This window comes from Thalassotalea castellviae, assembly GCF_031846185.1.
In the GTDB taxonomy this organism is placed as follows: Bacteria; Pseudomonadota; Gammaproteobacteria; order Enterobacterales; family Alteromonadaceae; genus Thalassotalea_H; species Thalassotalea_H castellviae.
In genome coordinates this window covers 1-18,339 of the sequence record NZ_JAVRIF010000004.1, presented here as the reverse complement: position 1 = coordinate 18,339, position 18,339 = coordinate 1, and the positions used below count along the sequence as shown (strand labels likewise).

Below are 18,339 nucleotides of genomic sequence, written 5' to 3'. Positions count from 1 at the left end.
CTTTAACGTAAATAAGCCATATTCTGCGAATATGGCTTATTTTTTTAAGACAAAAATTTTATCAATTATTAGTAAGTTAGCGTAAATTTAATTGGGCTAAAGTTATATATTTCTTGAGTCATAACTCCAGTGCAATAAAGCTTGTCGTTGCTTTTTTCGGCAACTAAAGTCAAAACGTTCACAAAATTTAGCTACTGCACTATAGTGTCTTTTAAAAGCCCGCCATCGTTTAATTTGTCTAAGATCTTCTTCATCGGTTCTGCGACCTAAATAATATCGACAATACCATTGAAACCAACCGCGAGGATCTTGAGGGTGTATCCAGCCATTTGCTTGCCATTGCGACAAACTTTGTGACGCATCAACAGAAAAATAATTTAAACTGATGTCTTTTTTAAACGGGCTTAATTTTGCGTCAATAAACCAATCGGCAGGAAACTCCTCTTGGCAATCAGTTAAGTATTTTCCGCCAAAAATACCTAGGCTTAGCATTTCTTTCGGTGTGAGTTGTGGCACAAACAAAGGATGAAAATTTTCACCTTGATTTTCTGCAAGCTCATACGAATAATTTTGCTGCATTGTATCGTTTACATGAATAAGGGTCATAAGCTATTGAGTAACATAAGTTCGCCCGGATGTGGGCTTAAGTAGAATGAATCCCCAATATATTCATTAGGGTACTTTCTAAAATGGTGGCGTAATAAGGTAATCGGCACAATAAGAGGAAGAAATCCTTTGCGATATTGGCCAATGGTTTCATTGAGCTCTTGTTTATCATCAGCGCTAATATAGTTTTTCAAGTAGCCCTGAATGTGTTGCAAAGTATTAGAATGACTTTGTTTAGTGGCTTTATTTTTTAATAGCTGCATAACTTGAGTGAGGTATTCCTCGGCTAATAATTTAATATCACTAGCTGGCTCGGCCAGTAATCTACCTAATGCTTTTAGGCCCAGCTGATCATGGCTCATATAAATGTATTTGTGTTGTGCATGAAACTTTTGAATATCAGACATGCTAAAGGTGGATGCAGTTAATTGCTGCCAGCGATGATAAATATAGACCCTTTGAATAAAGTTCTCTCTGATAATTAAATCATTTAAGCGACCTTCTTCTTCAACCGGTAAATGAGGAAAGTTAGTCATTAGTTGCCGTGCATAAATACCGATCCCGTTTCTTTCAGGCATCGAAGACTTATACACTTTTACTCTTTCCATACCGCAACTAGGGGAGTCTTTTTTTAAGATATATCCCGATAACTCTTGTTGCCAATTTTGTTGCTCGTTAGCGACATTGACCAATTGTTCGGTTACATCAATCTCGGCATTTTTGGTACCAACACACTTGATCACATCGTTGTCATTGACCAGTCGAATAGGCTCTCTTGGAATGCCTAAACCTATGGCAACTTCTGGGCAAAAAGGTGAAAATTCAAAATAATGACTCAACACATTTACTAAATAATTATTTTTTTTATGTCCGGAGTCAAAGCGAACATTTTCTCCTAATAAGCAACTACTAACCCCAATTTTTATTTTGATAAGTTCGTCATTCATGGTTTTTATAATAGCCAAGGCTAGTCTCTTTTGAGTGATTACAATCAATAATACTAAACAACTATTTTTATATTGCTAATTATTTATCAACAAACTCTAAGTCATTCTATTTATAGCGAAGAAAGTTACCAAGACAGTTAATAATCAGTCTTGGTAACGTTTCAATAGATTTAAAAGTTTTTCACTCTATTTTTAATGATTTCACTCGTGATTTTATCCCAAGCAATGGTGTTATAGCTTTGTACCATATCATGGGATGTTTCCAGCCAAAGTGAAGAGGTTACTTCATCAAGTTTAAACATCTTAATGTAATCGCTTTTAACTATAAGATATTGGTTTTTATAGGGAAGCAACCATTTCGATTGTTCATTTTCAATCAATATACTTTTCGCTTGCTGGTAATTAGTAAACCATTCATTAATAAATGCATAACAACTTTTAGGGTAAAAAAAACTGCCCATTTTAAAAGGGGTAGATGTTTTGTTTCCTGAAAGCACTTCGTGAGCGTGTTGCCAATTATCAAAACCAAGCTGTTGCGATACGATAAATAAACAGTGCTTTAGCTTGAGTTGCGAAATTGAAGAAGCAGAACTTCGTTTTAATGGTTGGTTCATTAAATTAACTAAGTCCGGATTTTCATTTAACGCTTTTAACAATTTTTTCGCTTGGGTTTTTACTTCGTTGATTGCCAATTCCATCATTTCACCCTACTTCATTTCAAGGGTAGCTTGAAAGTTCATATTACTACCAAGTGACAATTGATAATGTGCTCTTATGTTAGGCGAGAATGAGAAAATATTATTCAATAATATTAATATACAAGCCAAGATGAGTAATCGTTTGAAGTACGAAAGTTTATTAATTTTGGCGTCGTTAACCGTTGCGTTTGTGTTTACGAGCCTTGGGTTTTTTATGCGGTTTTTAAGAATCATCACAATTCAATTCCTCTAAGTTTAATTGGCACTCCGCTTAGCCTACTTAGTTCGTATTGAACTGATTGATTTTTTGAGATCAGAGTGAATTCATCTTTGGCGGAAAAGGCGTCTCTGCAACCTGCAAGCGATCATAATGCTAAAATATTGGCAAGTCAATGGCGTCGTAAAGTCGATTAAATTCACGAGGAACTCCCTGGATTTTACTCTTGTTGGCTAACGTAAAAAGTTGATGATCTCAGACTTAATAAAAGTGCTACGTTTAGTAGGTAATGAGTACCTATTACTACAAAAATATAAGGTTTCACTGACTGGAGTAGGCAAAGCATGAACGTGTATATTTTTTTGTTGATGAAATGCGTTCACTGCATGTAAAGGTAAAACGCTAAAGCCTAATCCTCGACTAACAGGCTCTAAAATATGACTAATTTGGTTAGAAAATCCTTTATGTTTAAATTGCTCAATATGTTCAAATTCGTGAAAATTTTGACTGAGTAATTGTTGTGCATGATGCTCAGCGTCAGGGTGACTAATAAACCCTAGCTCCAGTAATGATTGCCAATTAACTGATGTAAATTTATTTGACGTTATTAAGACCAATGATTCGGTCGCAATCTGTTGATAAGCGATATTTTTCAATTTACTAGGAGAGGTTACTAACCCAATATCAATTTCTCTTTTCGATACTTTTTCGGCAATGTCACCATTGGGAGCAAAACTATAATCGAATACTAAATTTGGATTGTGCTGTTGAATCGTTAGCAAATGTGGATATAACTTAAGTCCAACACTGCCTGGAGATGCTATTTTTAGACGACCTGAAAAAGTTTCATCTTGTTTAATAGAGTTGGCTAATTCAACCACGTTATCGAGTAATACTTTCCCTTGTTGATGAAGTTTAATCCCCGCATCTGTTAATGAAAATGACTTTCCTTCTCTTATTAATAAAGGCGTATCAAGTTGTTGTTCAAGCTTTTTTATTTGCTGGCTAACGCCTGATTGCGTCATAAACAATGCTTGTGCGGTTTGGGTAAAATGGCCAATATCAGCAAGGGTACAAAAAGTTTTCAGCCAAATAGGATTAATCATTACAAAATGTACTTATATTTATAATAAATGATAATTTTTTATACTTTATCATGAGGCTTATACTTTGCCCATTGAAATTGACTAAGGGATCAACAATGAGTAAAGCTTATCCAAGAACATTCTCTCATATCGGTATATCAGTACCCAATGTAGAAAAAGCCGTAAAATTTTATACTGAAGTGTTAGGTTGGTATTTGATCATGGAGCCAACAGAAATCGTTGAAGATGAAAGTCCGATAGGCGAAATGTGCACAGATGTATTCGGTGCTAATTGGGAAAAATTCAAAATCGCACATATGTCGACAGGCGATCGTATTGGCGTTGAATTATTTGAATTCAACAATCAAGAAAACCCAGAAAATAACTTTGAATATTGGAAAACCGGCGTATTTCATTTCTGTGTTCAAGACCCTAACTTAGAAGAGCTGGTAGAAAAAATTGTTGCCGCAGGTGGTAAAAAGCGTATGGCCGCTCCGAGATATTATTACCCAGGCGAAAAGCCGTTTCGAATGATTTATATGGAAGACCCATTTGGTAATATTCTTGAGATATACAGTCACAGTTATGAACTCACATACTCGGCAGGCGCATATTAAGGGAGTGGTTTTAAGCTAAGGTCATATAACGGGATGACCTTAGTGTTAACTTTGCAAAGTGAATGTTATCAGCTTATTGCGTTACTTTTTTGCTTGTGTTTTGACTTGATTAATAAAGGTTTGCCAAGTTTCATCCGGTTGCCAAATTTCTAACATATCTGCTTTTGCAAGGGCTTCCTCTTCTTTTAAGTGAGTTACACGATACAAGTAGGTAAAAACTGCGCCACGCCAGTTTAACCGGCAATGTGTTAGTATTTTTCCTTCTGCTTGACTAAATTCATTCATTTTTGCAGCATATTCATTGAAATTTTCAACGGTGGGATTTTTCCATGCCACTTGAATATTATGATAATTTAATGCCAGCGCTTTCGTTAGGTTAGCTTCGTCACTTCTATCGCCAGGTATTAAGTCAATGACGTGCGCTACACCCATTTCTTTTAATGTTTCAAAGTGCTTGGTTGTTGGTAAACCTGAGCTAATCATTTTGGGGGTATTTACTTGATAATTTTTTAAATCTACTAATGAAGCCTCATTCGCAGAAACAAAGTTTGTCCAAACTGTAGAGATGAGAAAAACAAAGTGAGCCAATTTCATAATTATTTGATTGCCAATTAAAATACACGCGAATACATTAACGAAAAATCAACGCTTTTAATAGGATTACAAATGCTTATTAGAAACAAAATATGCATGTATTACGGCAAATAAATTCTTCAATGATGCAAGATGGTAATCTTGCGTAATCTAATTTTGAAAACGATAAACTGAGCCTAAAGATAAAAGTTGCGTTAATTCATCTAAGGCTGTTCGTGATTCAATTAATAATTGCGGGTCGCTTAAATCTTTGAGGGTTAAAGTATCGCGATAATGCTTATTTACCCATGTAACTAACTTCAAATATAACGAATCGGTTAATAAACAATTAGGGTTAACAGCAGTTAGTTCTTGCTCAGTTAATGCAACTCTTAATCGTAAACATGCGGGACCACCGCCATTTTTCATACTTTCATTCACATCAAAAAACTCAACGTGATTGATTGGATTATTGGCAGCAATTAATGATTGTAAATAATCAAATACCTGAGTATTTTCACGACAATGCATGGGCGCAATTATCGCCATAGAATTATCGGCAAGCGTAATAATTTGAGTATTAAATAAATAAGTATTTACCGCATCTTCAATAGATACTTGCTCTGATGACACTTCGATAAAATGTAAATTGTTTCCTGAGAACTTTTGACTGACTTCAGCTTTGAACGAATCAGTGTTTAAGTAAGCTTGCTCATGGTAGAACAAGACATTTTGATTGCCGACAGCAATGACATCGTTATGAAAAACGCCTTGATCGATCACATCGGGGTTTTGCTGTACAAACACAGCGTTTTCAGCAGATACCCCGTGTAATCTTGCTATTGCTTGACTGGCTTCTAAAGTTTGTCGAGCCGGATATTTTACAGGTTTTGGTGTATTTCGGTTAAAAGCGACTCGACCATAAGTAAATATTTCGAGCCCTTTGTCGCCATAGCTTTCGCACAAGCGAGTATGATTGGCGGCACCTTCATCGCCAAAATGTTCGTTATCATTTAAATGCTGATGATGTTGAAAGTAATCGTCGTTATTGAAAATTGCGCTTAGGATGTTGCTTGTCGTTTCAGGCTCTAAAGAGCGATGAAATTTATTCGCTAAATTTGCCGCAGTAAAGTGTACTTTTTGATTTTGAGTATCGGCTGATGGTGAAACGGTTGCTGCATTGGCTGTCCACATTGTTGAAGCAGAACAACAAGATGCGAGTAAAGTAGGTGACGTTTTATAAGCGGCAGCTAATATTTGAGCGTCAGAGCCTTGAAAGCCTAAGCGTTTCAATGTGTAAATATCAGGTCGTTCTTGCGGAGCAAATATCCCTTGAGTTAATCCCATATCATGCAAAGCTTTCATTTTTTTCAAGCCTTGCAGTGCTGCGCTTTTAGGATTTGAGCTCTCATTGGCATTGGATAATGAAGCAACATTTCCTTCAGATAAACCCGCATAATTATGGGTTGGCCCAACTAAACCATCAAAATTTACTTCAACACTTTTCATTCTTTTTCTCATAAAATACGCGGTAGTTGACACTAAGCAAGATGCGAACCACTTAAAAACTATATTAATAACAGCTAGTTAACTATAACCATATACGTAAAAATGAAATATAGTGCACCATTTTGGTTCAATAAATCGAATCGTTAGTAATAATAAACAGTGATGAACTCATGAATACATAACCTCTGCAGAGAAATAATCATGCTCTTACCTCAGAAAATGACTTGAGAGCATGATTATTTGTTTATAAAAACTAATTTTCGAACCTCATGATGTGATGATGTATTAAATACAATCAATAATGATGATTTCACAGTCAGTTAATGCGCGAAGCCTTACTGAGCTTTCCTGAGTTATCTCGGCGCCATCACCTTTATTCATCGTTAAGTTACTTGTATTGTCTTCCACCTTAAACATACCTTCAGACGCTAGAATATAAGCTTGATGTTGTATGTCATGCTCAATTATCGCACCTTTTGCTAATTTTCCGCCGTAAATACGTGCGTGTTGATTGATGAAAAGCGCATCGTTTTTATCTTCTTGATAACCCGATGCCAATAACGTTAGTTCTGTAGCCGGTTGCGATGGAAACTTTTTAGTTTCCCAACGTGGTTTAACATCTAACGTATTGGTTTCAATCCAAATCTGAAATAAGGTTAATGGCTGTTTGGTCAAGTTATATTCAGAATGTGAAATACCTGAACCTGCGCTCATCACTTGAACCTCTCCAGCTTTCGTGACACCTTTATTGCCAACATTATCTTGATGGGTAATTGCACCCGTTCTAAGAATGCTGATAATTTCCATGTTTTTATGCGGGTGTAAAGGAAACCCAGTTTTTGGCGCAATCCAATCGTCATTAATAACACGCAATTTTCCGAACCCCATACGAGCAGGGTTATAATAATTAGCAAAACTAAAATGAAACTTAGATTTAAGCCAACCATGGTTAGCACTACCTAATTGGCTATAGGGATAATGTTTGATCATAATTTTTCCTTACCTTAGCTTGTTGTTTTGGCCGATTCTTGATTGAATAACTGATTATCCAATGAATATTTACCGCCACCTTGAATCAATAAAGCCAATGATATTGCAAGTAGTGTTAAGCCAAATTCGTAACCATTATTGCTCATAAATAAACCATTACTAAAATGAACGCTAAAAATAGCAACAATCATAGTGAATGCGAGCGCTAAGCTTGTAGGTCGGGTGAGTAAACCAATAATGAGTAGTAAGCCTCCAAAAAATTCTACACCGCCAGCCATTAACGCCATTAAGTAACCAGGAGTTAGACCAATAGATTCCATCCATTGTCCTGTACCATCTAAGCCATAACCTCCAAACCAAGCAAATAATTTTTGTGCACCATGTGCCGTAAAAACAATTCCCGCTATTAATCGTAAAGGTAATGCTGCTAAAGTTTGTTCAGTTTTTGTGATGTTTTTAAAAGTCGTTGAAATTGTCATGTTTAATTCCTTAATTTATTTAAATGTTTAAGATGGAGCTATTCTATATTTTGATTAAGCAATGAATAAGTACTAAAATTTGTTTAGTTTATTCAAAAATATTGAACATTTAGGCGGCAACCAACGATGAATTCACCTGCGATCACCATTGAAGCGTTATTAGTATTAGATGCGATAGAGCACCGAGGGAGTTATGCCGCTGCTGCTGAGCAGTTAGGTAAGGTTCCGTCGGCATTGTCATATATTGTCCAAAAATTAGAAGAACAGTTAAATGTAACTGTATTTCAACGACAAGGAAGGCGTGCGGTGCTCACGCCAGCAGGTAAACATTTATTAACGGAAGGCCGAAAAATGTTATATGCAATGAATAGCTTATCAGAGCAAACACAAACAATCGCTAATGGTTGGGAGCCCAAAATACGCATAGCGTGCGATTCAATCATTGATATCAAAGCTATTTTTAATGGCATTCAAAGGTTTCTAGTTGAATATCAGAATATTGAAATTGATGTACAAGAAGAAGTCATGAATGGAACATGGGAAGCACTTGTTGATGACAGGGTTGATTTAGTGATTGGGGCGCCTTCACCTGTTCCTAATCAAAAAGGCATCAGAGCAATAAAAATGGCGGAAATATCCAACGTATTAGTGGCGAGCGCTAACCATGAAGTGGCTGAAAAAATACTCAGTGAACACCAAGCAATGCCACAAAGTGAACTGATGAACTTTCGCAATGTGGTTGTACATGATTCATCACAACATGAAATACCTTGGTCAATTAATATGATCGAAGGCAGTCAGCATTTCTATGTGAGCACGGTTGCGCAAAAAATTGCAGCGATTATTGCTGGCATTGGCATTGGTTATTTACCAAAAAATTTGGTTCAGCAATACCTTGATAAAGGACAGCTGATTGTTATTGAGACGCTAGAAAAAACCGCTAAACAAGATTTATTTATGGCGTGGAAAATCACCAATAAAGGCAAAGGGCTAAAAAAGCTAATCGATTTTTTGTCGCATAAAGTGAATTAGTTTAAACCTGACTTTGCAAATTCAAAGCGAGTGCTTCACTTAAACCAACAACTTAATGCTATCGACTGACGTTAACTACCGGTTTGTCTTTAGTTCTATTAACAGCCATAAGCCAAAACTAGCTTTTAATTATAAACGTTAGTTCACAGACCCTAAAGTTGTCCTTTTGAGTGATTTGTTATATGGAAACGCCACTTTCTTTAATCCACTTTGTTAGTGCATCAACAGTATTATGATTTACATTGCCGATAAGAACATTAATTGGTGTTCCATTTTTATTTAGTAAAACGAAAGCAGGATATGCAGGTATACCAATTTTATTAACAAGCTTTTCAGCCTCAATCATCGAATCCCATTCGAAATTATATTTTTTTGAAAAATCTAATACCACATCCAAATCTTCATAGGTTACGGCTATAAAGTTAACCTGTTTACTCAAAGCACGTTTAAGTTTGTTTAATACTGGGACTTCTTGAATACAAGGTATACATGTTGAGTAATAAAAGCTTAAAAATGTTGGTTTACCTTGAAAGTTTTTAAGTGTTAGTTTTTTTCCTGATGTTGAAGCTAAGTTGAAGTCAGGAAAGCTTTTAGTTGAAACCGCCACATTTTCTTCTTGTTCATTTTTCGGTGTAGGCTCATTAGATTTCATCGGGTTAATGACCAAAGTTATCTCGCCAGAAATTTTAACTATGTCAAAACTACGATTGTTACCTACTAATAAATTGAACTCTTTGGCTGTAATTTCATTTTTTGCATCATCTTGAAATTGGAGTGATTTAACATCAACCCCAATCATATCAGCGAGACTTTTTAAACTCTCTAACTCAGGATTGTTCTCAGCAAACGTGGAACTCGAATAAAAAATTACCACGAGTATTAATTGAGTAATGAACTTCATTGATCTTCCTATTTCCATATAACGCCCTAATATGGGCAAAAAATTGTTGGCTAAAATGTTGAGGAACAAAATCAGCCAACTGTTTCTAGTCCTGATTAATTGACTTGTTATAAGCCACTGACACAATATTATTTTTAGGCTTTAAACCAAACAAAAACCTTAAAAAATTAGATGGTTTAATAATAAACCAACAAATTGCGCTAGTAACTAAAAATGATGAAACGAAAAGAAAAATAATTTTTAACAATATTGGTCCTTGCCATGCAATGACATAGTAGCCTATCACCACAATTACAGTTTGATGAAAAATGTAAAAAGGATAAATTAACTCGTTACTAAGGCTTACCCATTTTGGTGTTTTTGTAAAATAGAATTGCGCATAACCTAGAATAGTTAAAAATGCAGACCATGCCACTAAACAACAAACCAACCACCAAATAGACCAACGCATATCCAGTGATAAGTATTCGCTCAAGTCAGGGGAATAGTAATATGAATAAAAAAGTGTCGTACTCAATACTAACAACAGTAAATTATAAAATCGTTGCTCATATATTGCTTGCCAGATAACCTTGCTGCGAACAAAAAGCATACCTGTAATAAAAAAGAAAAAATAGAAAGCTGAAGAAGATAGATTTTCTATCTTCTTATCGTCACTTGGAAACGTTAACGAAAAGTATATTTTTATTATTATTAATAATATAACAAGTAGATACAGACCAATTTTGTGTTTTGACAATTTTTGTACAAAGTTAATTATTGATGTACCTAAAGATGAGTTAAATAATTTATTTAACGGGATAGCAAGTAAGAAAAACACCAAGAGATACTCTATGAACCAAAGGTGATTCGTTTCGAATTTTAATGCCAGAGCCGGATACTCTCGCCAATATGATTGCATTTCAGCAATATTTTCCATGTAAATTTGCGGAGGAATCACTAGCACAGAGCCGATCAAAAGAGGAATAAATAACCTTAGAAATTTATCTTTGAAAAATTTCACTACCGTTACCTTTGATAGCAAGATAACAGAGCCAACACCTGAAATGAAAAATAAGATTGGCAATCTAAATTGTTCAAAATACACCATAATATCATCGAGCACCTTGCTCGAATCGTTATTCATAATATGCCAATTATCTCCATTAAAAGGCATGCACACATGATGAAGAAATACGGCAAAAATCAATATCACTCGTAACCAATCTAACTCGGAAAATCTTACAGTGCTTTTCAATTCCATTTGACAACCTTAATTTAATAGATACCACAATCTGTGTGGTTTATATCGCCCTAATACAGAGCAAAAAATTGTTGACTAAAATGTTGAACGCAGTGAAAACAGCCAGCTGTCTTTTGTCCTTTTGAATGACTTGTTATCTTTTTTGTACCATAATATCTTACATATAGGTACTTTTGAGGTTTTACATCATGGCTAAAAATACAAGCGTTACACTAGGCGATCATTTTGATCAGTTTATAAACCAACAACTTAACACTGGTCGTTATGGCTCAGCAAGTGAAATCATTAGAGCAGGATTAAGAGCCTTAGAAGATCAAGAAGCTAAGCTTTTAAATTTACGTAATATGTTAATCCAAGGCGAACAAAGCGGTGTTGCTGAGTATAGCTATGAAAGCTTATTGACGGAATTAGATAAAGATAACCATTAATGAATAGGTTTGTATTATCGTCGAAAGCCAAAACAGATTTAATTAAAATAGCTAGATATACCCAAATTACTTGGGGAGTTCTTCAACGGAATGATTACTTAAAAGTATTAGATAACACCTTCCATTTATTAGCTGATGATCCCGAGTTAGGTATTAACTGTGATTATATAAGAGAAGGTTACAGAAAATACCCACAAGTTAGCCATGTAATCTATTACAAAGAGTATAAAAACAGTCAAATATTTATCGTGAGAATATTACATAAAAGTATGGATGTTAACTCCGCACTCTAGGAAAAATTACGCCTCATTCAGAGGCAATAAAATAGTTGGTTAAAATTAGCGAGGCACGAGCTAAAACCAGTTGTTTTTTGTCTTGCTGAAGTGACTTGTTATCCGTCACAGTTTTGCGACCCAGTTGCTATTAAATGGTGCTGATATAAGAACAGTACAAGAGTTATTGGGGCATAATGATTTAAGAATAACTCAAATATACACACGTCATAGTGCAGTATTCATCAGGAACAATGAGCCCAATTGATAAAAATTGAATTTCTTAACCTTTGAGAACGCCCGACTAATGACATTTATCTTAACGCATTGCTCAAAAGTCTATGGCGCTTTTTGCCTCAAGGTGAGATAGAAAGTTAATTTTTAACGCCTTTAACTCCTAACGTTCTTACATCATATTTCGTGTCTTCGTTGACCTAAATTTTTATTCGATTAGATCAAATCCAAAATTTAAAGTATCAAATAAATTACGAGTTACTACACATTAAGATAAATAACTGGTTTTCTTTTGTTCGCATGATAGATTCAATAAACAGAAATCATATACAGGGAATTACTATGCAGAAAATAACCACACTTATTTTTCTACTGCTCTGCTTTTTTTATGTCAATAAAGTTCACGCTCAATCCGCCGTTGCCATGCCTGATAGTTATAGTGCTCAAGTGGCTAAAGACGTTTTAATAAGTGGTGGTAATGCTATCGATGCCGCTATTGCCGCGCAGTTTGTTTTGGCTGTTACTTTACCGGAAGCGGGTAATGTTGGTGGCGGTGGCTTTATGACGATTTTTAAAGACGGTAAAACTGATTTTTTAGATTATCGAGAAGTTGCACCTAAGGCTGCTCATCGAGATATGTATCTAGATAGCGATAAAAACGTTATTCCTCATCTCTCTACTTTTAGCATTTTGTCATCAGGAGTTCCTGGCACGGTAGAAGGCATGTGGCAGGCGCATAAAAAATACGGCTCTAAACCATGGCAAGCATTGTTGGCGCCAGCAATTAACTTAGCTTCAAATGGTTTTATTGTTCATTCTACTTTAGCAAAAGCAATTGATTGGCGAGTGAAGAGTTTTAAAAACAAAAATATTGAAGTGAATTTTTCGTCATATTTTGGTGGTTTAAAAGCCGGAGATACCTTCAAGCAACCTGAGCTGGCACAAACTCTGAAAAGAATTGCAAAAGCAGGGAGAGATGGCTTTTACCTTGGAAAAACCGCAAAAATTATCAGTGATTTTATGGCAAAAAATGGCGGTATTATTACTGAAAAAGATTTAGCGAGTTATCAATCAAAGTGGCGAGAACCACTACAAATGAAATGGCGTGACTACGATGTTATAACGGCTCCACCTCCAAGTTCCGGCGGGATCGCTATTTTACAATGGTTAAGTATGTTCGATTTGCTCAGCGCAGAAAAACAGATTGAACATAACTCTAAAAATTACATGCATTTGCTTTCTGAAATTGGCAAACGTGTTTTTGCAGATAGAGCAGAATATTTAGGCGATCCTGATTTTTATCAAGTACCTGTTCAGCAACTATTAGCAAGTGATTATATAAAGAGTCGTACAAGCGATATTTCTATGAACAGCATATCGACGACTGAAGATATAGCACCAGGCTTGATTGAAAGCCGAGATACCACGCATTTTTCTATTGTTGACCAATGGGGCAATGCGATTTCTAACACAACCACCATTAATTATACCTTTGGCAGTGGTGTGGTGGTTGAAGGCGCGGGTTTTATTTTAAACGATGAAATGGATGACTTTAGTGCGAAACCCGGAGCGGCAAATATTTTTGGAGCTGTTGGTGGTGTGGCTAATGAGATTCAACCAAATAAGCGCATGCTATCTTCTATGTCTCCTACCATTTTACTGAAAAATAACGGAGTTGAATTAGTCACGGGATCGCCAGGTGGCACCACGATAATATCGTCGGTTTATCAATCAATATTAAATGTGGTTGAATATGATATGTCTGCAGAAGAGGCTGTAAATGCGCCGAGATTTCATCATCAATTGCTGCCTAAAAATGAGATTTGGTACTACCCCGGCATTGAAAATAATGTATTAAAGTCATTGCAAAACATGGGCTATATAACCAAAGAAGATGTGTTTGGTGATGTGCAAATGATCATCAAGAAAAAGGGGCAGCTTAGTGCAGCTTCAGAAAAAGGTGAATTCAGCAGAGGCGTTTCACTTACGTTCGATAGTCAATAATTATTGATTAAGTTAATAATATAACTGCAGTTAGTTTTTACGCTAATTGCAGTTATTGCAGCAATTTTAATCATCGGACTATTGACGAAGGGGCTGACGCAATCATTATGGGCCAATGTTGAAGATTTTATTCAAGCTTAAAACGAGTAACAGAGTTACTTAATGCTGTTGCCAGCTGCATGGTTGTTTCTGAAGCGTAACTGTTTTTACCCGCAACCTCATGGTTCACTTTGGTTTGATCAGACATCACCGTTAAGTTTTTACTGACATCATCAGAAACTTGGCTTTGTTCTTCAGTTGCGGTAGCTGTTTGTGCCGCGACATCAGAAACTCTATTTGAAGCCTCTGATATTTTTTCTAACGCTTCCAAGGTTTTTTGTGATAATTCTACACTGGTTTTTGTCGCTGCATTACCTTTACCAATTGCGGTGACCGCATTATCAACTCCTGTTTTTAACGCTTCAATCATCACTTGAATATCTTCTGTTGATTGCTGTGTTCTACTCGCTAGCGTACGCACTTCATCGGCTACAACGGCAAATCCTCGGCCTTGTTCTCCGGCTCTTGCCGCTTCAATAGCCGCATTGAGTGCTAACAAATTGGTTTGTTCAGCGATTCCCCTAATTACATCTAATACTGAAGCAATATTTTGTGAATTTTCCGATAATTTTACAATGACCGCTGTTGCTTCCTCAACGGTAACTGATAGACCTTGAATTTCACTAACCGCTTCAGAGGTGATGTCTGTACCTTCATGAGCTAAGTTATTCACCATCATGATTTCTGTTGAGGTTAACTGAGCATTTTTAGCGACTTCAGCAATGGCGTATGACATTTCGTTTACCGCGGTGACGATCATTTCGACCGATAATAATTGCTGCTCACTCGTTTCTTTTATTTCTGTTGCACCAGCATCTAATTCACTGACCCCTGAGATCACTTGAGAGGATTGGTCAACGATAGATTTAATTAAGTTAGCTAAACTGTCGATAAATTCATCCAAATTATTGGCCACTTGGCCTATTTCATCTTTTCTTTTCGAACAAATACGTTTTGTTAAGTCCCCATCGCCAGTATTAATCGCTTTTAATTTTTCTGATAAATCGTGTAAAGCATCAGCCATCGCTTTAGGTGCGGCAATGCCGATCACGAAGGTTAAAATGATGATAATACCGCTAATCACGGATAAAATAACAATGCTGCTATCCACTGTTGAAATAGTTTCTTTGCTGACTGAAGTACTTTTTTTATCGGCTAACTCACCCGCTAAATTATAGAACTCACGTAATTCATCAAAGGTTTTCTGTGAAGTTGTATTTGCGTGTGCTTTGGCTGCCGAAAGTTGATTGTTTTTCACTAAGCTAAAGACTTGATTCGATTCTGTAAGCCAAAGATTATAACTTGCATCGAAGCCTTTTAGCTGAATGTTCACATCCGGATAATCAGACATTAATTGCTTATATTTGTTAAAACGATCCAATGCTTGTTTCGCATTTTCTTGATAATCGGCATAATTTTGCTCAATATTTCCTGAGGAAATACCTTCATTTAACACTTTTAATTCAGCGACTTTGGCTTGGTATAAATCTCTATCAGCATTGATCACGGCAGAAATAGCAGGATTAAAATTACTACCAAAGCGCACGAGACTGTCTTCAGTTGTCGAAACTAAGCTGTTATTCATTAGAACTAAAATAGTTAAACAAATGCCCAAACTGCAAAATAATGCAGTATATCGGAATCGAATAGTATGCATATTCATCAATATATTCCTCTACGTATTATTATTTAAAAGGTTAGCAGTTGATTTGATATTTTGCTTTTTATCTTAAAATCATCCTTTAGTTTTTTTTGCCAATGCGTTGATATTTTTTTTAGCTGACCATTTTGCTTTATTTTGTTAAACGCTCGCTGCCAGATGTTAAATGTCTTTAAAGGTGTTTTTTTAGAGATGGCTATGTATACAGGGGCTTCCTTGATCGTGAAAATTGACTCCACTTCCGTCTCATCAAGTTGCAATGCTTTGAATAATTGGCTCATTCCTGATTTTTCAAAGACAATGGCTGAAACTCTACCGATTAATAGTCGTTGAATATTTTGTTGGTGGTGAGTGACTGAATGTAAATTCGTTAGTTTTTTATTTATTAACCATTCTTCTCTGACATCACCTCTGACTAAACCTATGATGGGAAGTGTTTTGAGATCATCAAAGTTGTTTATGATGAAATTTGATTTTTTTAATGCATACACTTCCCACTTCTTTGTGAAAATGGGCCCTATCCAACGGTAATCACTCTCTCTAAAATCGGTCCTTGAAATGCTGAACAGTAAAATATTTGCTTGAGTTCTGGCCAAGTTAATCGCTCTGGCTTCTGGGGTAAATTCTATTTCACTGTTTGAACCAACCTGCTTTTTTAATGCGTTAATGATATCAACGGCATAACCTTCTGGTTTATTGTTTTCATTCAGGTAATTGGCGGGAGGTTCATCAACCGATAAAATTCTAACGTCTTTTGCAAAATTTATTGGTGAGTATAAACAGAAACAGAATAAGCATATCCATCGCGTCATGACGTTCTCCTAAAATATAAATATTCAATTCATATTTTGTACAATTTGATATGGGTGAAAAAATTTAATCTATAGTCAATAGAGTAGTCTAAGGTAAGGAGATTCGCGAAATTTCCGCTCAGTTAAAAAAGTTGAAAGTAAAGCTATAAAGGGGAATCATTTCAAACTTATACGTCGCTAAAGCTTAGCTGCTATGACATGTGGTTTTACGTGTTGTTGAGCAATTTGTTCATGCTGTTTAAAGTTAACCGCATTTTAGGTAATACTCTTGGTGTACCGAAAATTTCGCTGTGAACTTCGCCAATGTTTTTTGCGCCACAAAGTTTATAAAAATTCTCTGCATTTGGGTCTGCGACCAGCTCTATTGTTGAGTAGCCGCGGTTAAGGGCTGCTTTGCAGGACTCTACTAATAATAGTTTACCGAACCCATTGCCTATATGAAGCGGCTCTACCCACAAATGGCTTAGGTAGGCAAAGTTGTCTTTGAGTTCAAGGCCAAAAAAGCCAATCGCCTTTTTCTCAGCTTCTAGAATTACAACGATGTTTGCAGCTATGTAACTTGGAGAGAGGGTTAATTCCTTTTTCCATTCATCCAGCCATTCTTGTGGATAACCCCAATGGGCTTTGGCTCTTCTCATTAAAGCGGTGAGTAAATCAGACTCGTCAATTGTTGCTGCTTTATAGGTGTGCATATTAGGCCATATTGAGTGGGCTGTTATCTCTTTTTTATTTTTCTGCAGGAAAATAATAAACGCGAGCTATCAGCCCAGCAGAAAATTCATATACAGAGATAGCACGTTGTGATTTTTGACCGTTTTTTCCTTGCCAACTAGCAATCTCAACCGCACTTACTCTGCTTTTGGTAGATACAATGTCAGAAAGCTCAGACTTACATGTTGAACAAGACTTAAAATAATCGTTCATGCTCTCCATTAAATTATTCTTACCTTTAGCTTCTACGATAACCTCGTTGCCTACGATACTTAACCATTCAATATCATCAACAACCAAACTTGCCATAGCGCCACTATCTTGTGCATTAAAAAAAGCAACGAACTGCTCAACGGTTTTTACGTTATCAGGCATTTGTTCTTTGGCTTGACCATCGAGTGTTAATATCAGTAAAAGTACTAATACGAAAGCGCTAAATTTATTCATGCATTATCCTCTGGTATTTTAGCCTCCTCAATGTGATGAGGAGGTGTCGACTAAAACGGGGGGATTTCATTTTTACGTTTGATTAACTTGTTAGCTGTTTTGATTTGAAAAGTGCAATAGTATTTACAGTCAGATTTAATAATAATGTGGCTAAAATTCCCCAAATAGCAAGATTAATAGGGAATTCTTCAGATTTGACTTCAGCATTTTTGACAGCCTCAAGTTCTTTTTGCTTTTGTAAGGCTTCTAACTCTTTTTGCTGTTTTTTGTATATTTTAGAGTATGGAACTTTTTGATTACTACTAAGACCTACCATTTTTTTATAAAATTTCTCGCAACCACGACAAGTAGCCCTAGCTGTAGGTAAAACCCTAGTTTCATATATCTCTAGAGCTTTTTCTTTTTGACCATGTATGTAGTATGCCTGCGCCGCAGTATCCAAGTAACCTGCGTCGTTTGATTTCTCTAAAGCTTCAGCTAAAAACTCATATCCATCTAATTTTTTATTTCTTTCAACATACCACCATAAATAACTATTTATTTCCTTCAAGTCACTTTGGCTATATGATTGTTGACCAGAATTCATTGCCGAAGAAATACTTGACACGTCACCTAGAAAACTAAGAATTCCAGCCTGAGCTAATGCAGGTACTGTCAGTAAAATACATAAAATTATTTTTTTCATTTTTTTCCCTTTAAGTTTAAATTAATACTAATATCTATAAACAGCTAATGCCCTAATAACAGCCAACTGTAATTTGTCCCGCTTGAACAG

The 18,339-nt window shown here is 35.9% G+C and carries 21 protein-coding genes; 6 read left to right on the top strand and 15 right to left on the bottom strand.

The features are described 5' to 3' along the window. Positions 1–102 precede the first annotated feature (102 nt). From RM573_RS08890 to RM573_RS08875, 4 genes are all read right to left on the bottom strand, one after another. Positions 103–579: a hypothetical protein gene (locus RM573_RS08890; protein WP_311580441.1), complete on the bottom strand. Its 477-nt coding sequence runs from the start codon at positions 577–579 to the stop codon at positions 103–105. 23 nt (positions 580–602) lie between these two features. After that, positions 603–1,571, bottom strand: a complete 969-nt coding sequence (locus RM573_RS08885; protein WP_311580438.1) for a YbgA family protein — start codon at positions 1,569–1,571, stop codon at positions 603–605. 152 nt (positions 1,572–1,723) lie between these two features. Continuing rightward, positions 1,724–2,254 (bottom strand): hypothetical protein, encoded by a 531-nt coding sequence (locus RM573_RS08880; protein ID WP_311580436.1) that lies wholly within the window; start codon positions 2,252–2,254, stop codon positions 1,724–1,726. A 447-nt stretch (positions 2,255–2,701) separates the two neighbouring features. Continuing rightward, on the bottom strand, positions 2,702–3,574 hold the full coding sequence (locus RM573_RS08875; protein WP_311580433.1) for a LysR family transcriptional regulator: 873 nt from the start codon (positions 3,572–3,574) through the stop codon (positions 2,702–2,704). 95 nt (positions 3,575–3,669) lie between these two features. On the opposite strand from RM573_RS08875, the gene RM573_RS08870 reads away from it, so the two are divergent. Next, a complete protein-coding gene (locus RM573_RS08870; RefSeq protein WP_311580430.1) occupies positions 3,670–4,170 on the top strand; it encodes a lactoylglutathione lyase family protein in 501 nt (166 codons plus the stop codon). An 81-nt stretch (positions 4,171–4,251) separates the two neighbouring features. Here RM573_RS08870 and RM573_RS08865 read toward each other — a convergent pair whose 3' ends face one another. The 4 genes from RM573_RS08865 to RM573_RS08850 form a co-directional block, all read right to left on the bottom strand. After that, on the bottom strand, positions 4,252–4,764 hold the full coding sequence (locus RM573_RS08865; protein WP_311580427.1) for a protein tyrosine phosphatase family protein: 513 nt from the start codon (positions 4,762–4,764) through the stop codon (positions 4,252–4,254). Positions 4,765–4,914: 150 nt separating this feature from the next. Next, positions 4,915–6,252: an N-succinylarginine dihydrolase gene (astB, locus tag RM573_RS08860; RefSeq protein ID WP_311580425.1), complete on the bottom strand. Its 1,338-nt coding sequence runs from the start codon at positions 6,250–6,252 to the stop codon at positions 4,915–4,917. A 285-nt stretch (positions 6,253–6,537) separates the two neighbouring features. Beyond that, positions 6,538–7,242, bottom strand: a complete 705-nt coding sequence (locus RM573_RS08855) for a pirin family protein (RefSeq protein WP_311580422.1) — start codon at positions 7,240–7,242, stop codon at positions 6,538–6,540. A gap of 14 nt (positions 7,243–7,256) precedes the next feature. Continuing rightward, a complete protein-coding gene (locus RM573_RS08850; protein ID WP_311580419.1) occupies positions 7,257–7,721 on the bottom strand; it encodes a DoxX family protein in 465 nt (154 codons plus the stop codon). A 126-nt stretch (positions 7,722–7,847) separates the two neighbouring features. Here RM573_RS08850 and RM573_RS08845 point away from each other — a divergent pair, with 126 nt between their 5' ends. Further along, positions 7,848–8,753, top strand: coding sequence for a LysR substrate-binding domain-containing protein (locus RM573_RS08845; RefSeq protein WP_311580416.1), 906 nt, complete (start codon positions 7,848–7,850; stop codon positions 8,751–8,753). 178 nt (positions 8,754–8,931) lie between these two features. On the opposite strand, the gene RM573_RS08840 is transcribed toward RM573_RS08845, so the two are convergent. Then, positions 8,932–9,672 carry a TlpA family protein disulfide reductase gene (locus RM573_RS08840; RefSeq protein WP_311580413.1) on the bottom strand — a complete coding sequence of 247 codons (741 nt, stop codon included), beginning with the start codon at positions 9,670–9,672 and terminating at the stop codon, positions 8,932–8,934. A gap of 67 nt (positions 9,673–9,739) precedes the next feature. Further along, positions 9,740–10,897, bottom strand: a complete 1,158-nt coding sequence (locus RM573_RS08835) for an acyltransferase family protein (protein WP_311580410.1) — start codon at positions 10,895–10,897, stop codon at positions 9,740–9,742. Positions 10,898–11,085: 188 nt separating this feature from the next. Between RM573_RS08835 and RM573_RS08830 the strand changes: the two genes are divergently transcribed. The 4 genes from RM573_RS08830 (at position 11,086) to ggt (ending at position 13,835) form a co-directional block, all read left to right on the top strand. Continuing rightward, on the top strand, positions 11,086–11,325 hold the full coding sequence (locus RM573_RS08830) for a type II toxin-antitoxin system ParD family antitoxin (protein WP_311580407.1): 240 nt from the start codon (positions 11,086–11,088) through the stop codon (positions 11,323–11,325). Beyond that, positions 11,325–11,618 carry a type II toxin-antitoxin system RelE/ParE family toxin gene (locus RM573_RS08825; protein WP_311580404.1) on the top strand — a complete coding sequence of 98 codons (294 nt, stop codon included), beginning with the start codon at positions 11,325–11,327 and terminating at the stop codon, positions 11,616–11,618. Before RM573_RS08830 ends, RM573_RS08825 begins: the two co-directional genes overlap by 1 nt. 124 nt (positions 11,619–11,742) lie before the next feature. After that, positions 11,743–11,865: a tyrosine-type recombinase/integrase gene (locus tag RM573_RS08820; protein ID WP_349254883.1), complete on the top strand. Its 123-nt coding sequence runs from the start codon at positions 11,743–11,745 to the stop codon at positions 11,863–11,865. Positions 11,866–12,173: 308 nt separating this feature from the next. Next, entirely contained in the window at positions 12,174–13,835 is a 1,662-nt protein-coding gene (gene ggt / locus RM573_RS08815; protein WP_311580402.1) for a gamma-glutamyltransferase, read from the top strand. Between the two features lie 127 nt (positions 13,836–13,962). Here ggt and RM573_RS08810 read toward each other — a convergent pair whose 3' ends face one another. From RM573_RS08810 to RM573_RS08790, 5 genes are all read right to left on the bottom strand, one after another. After that, positions 13,963–15,597, bottom strand: coding sequence for a methyl-accepting chemotaxis protein (locus tag RM573_RS08810; protein ID WP_311580399.1), 1,635 nt, complete (start codon positions 15,595–15,597; stop codon positions 13,963–13,965). Positions 15,598–15,623: 26 nt separating this feature from the next. Then, a complete protein-coding gene (locus RM573_RS08805; RefSeq protein WP_311580396.1) occupies positions 15,624–16,406 on the bottom strand; it encodes a substrate-binding periplasmic protein in 783 nt (260 codons plus the stop codon). Positions 16,407–16,612: 206 nt separating this feature from the next. Next, complete coding sequence (locus RM573_RS08800) at positions 16,613–17,098, bottom strand: GNAT family N-acetyltransferase (RefSeq protein WP_311580393.1); 486 nt, start codon at positions 17,096–17,098, stop codon at positions 16,613–16,615. Positions 17,099–17,132: 34 nt separating this feature from the next. Continuing rightward, the gene (locus tag RM573_RS08795) at positions 17,133–17,564 is read right to left on the bottom strand and encodes a nuclear transport factor 2 family protein (RefSeq protein ID WP_311580389.1); all 432 of its coding nucleotides are present in this window, start codon (positions 17,562–17,564) and stop codon (positions 17,133–17,135) included. An 82-nt stretch (positions 17,565–17,646) separates the two neighbouring features. Continuing rightward, positions 17,647–18,249, bottom strand: a complete 603-nt coding sequence (locus RM573_RS08790; protein ID WP_311580386.1) for a hypothetical protein — start codon at positions 18,247–18,249, stop codon at positions 17,647–17,649. Positions 18,250–18,339: the final 90 nt, after the last annotated feature.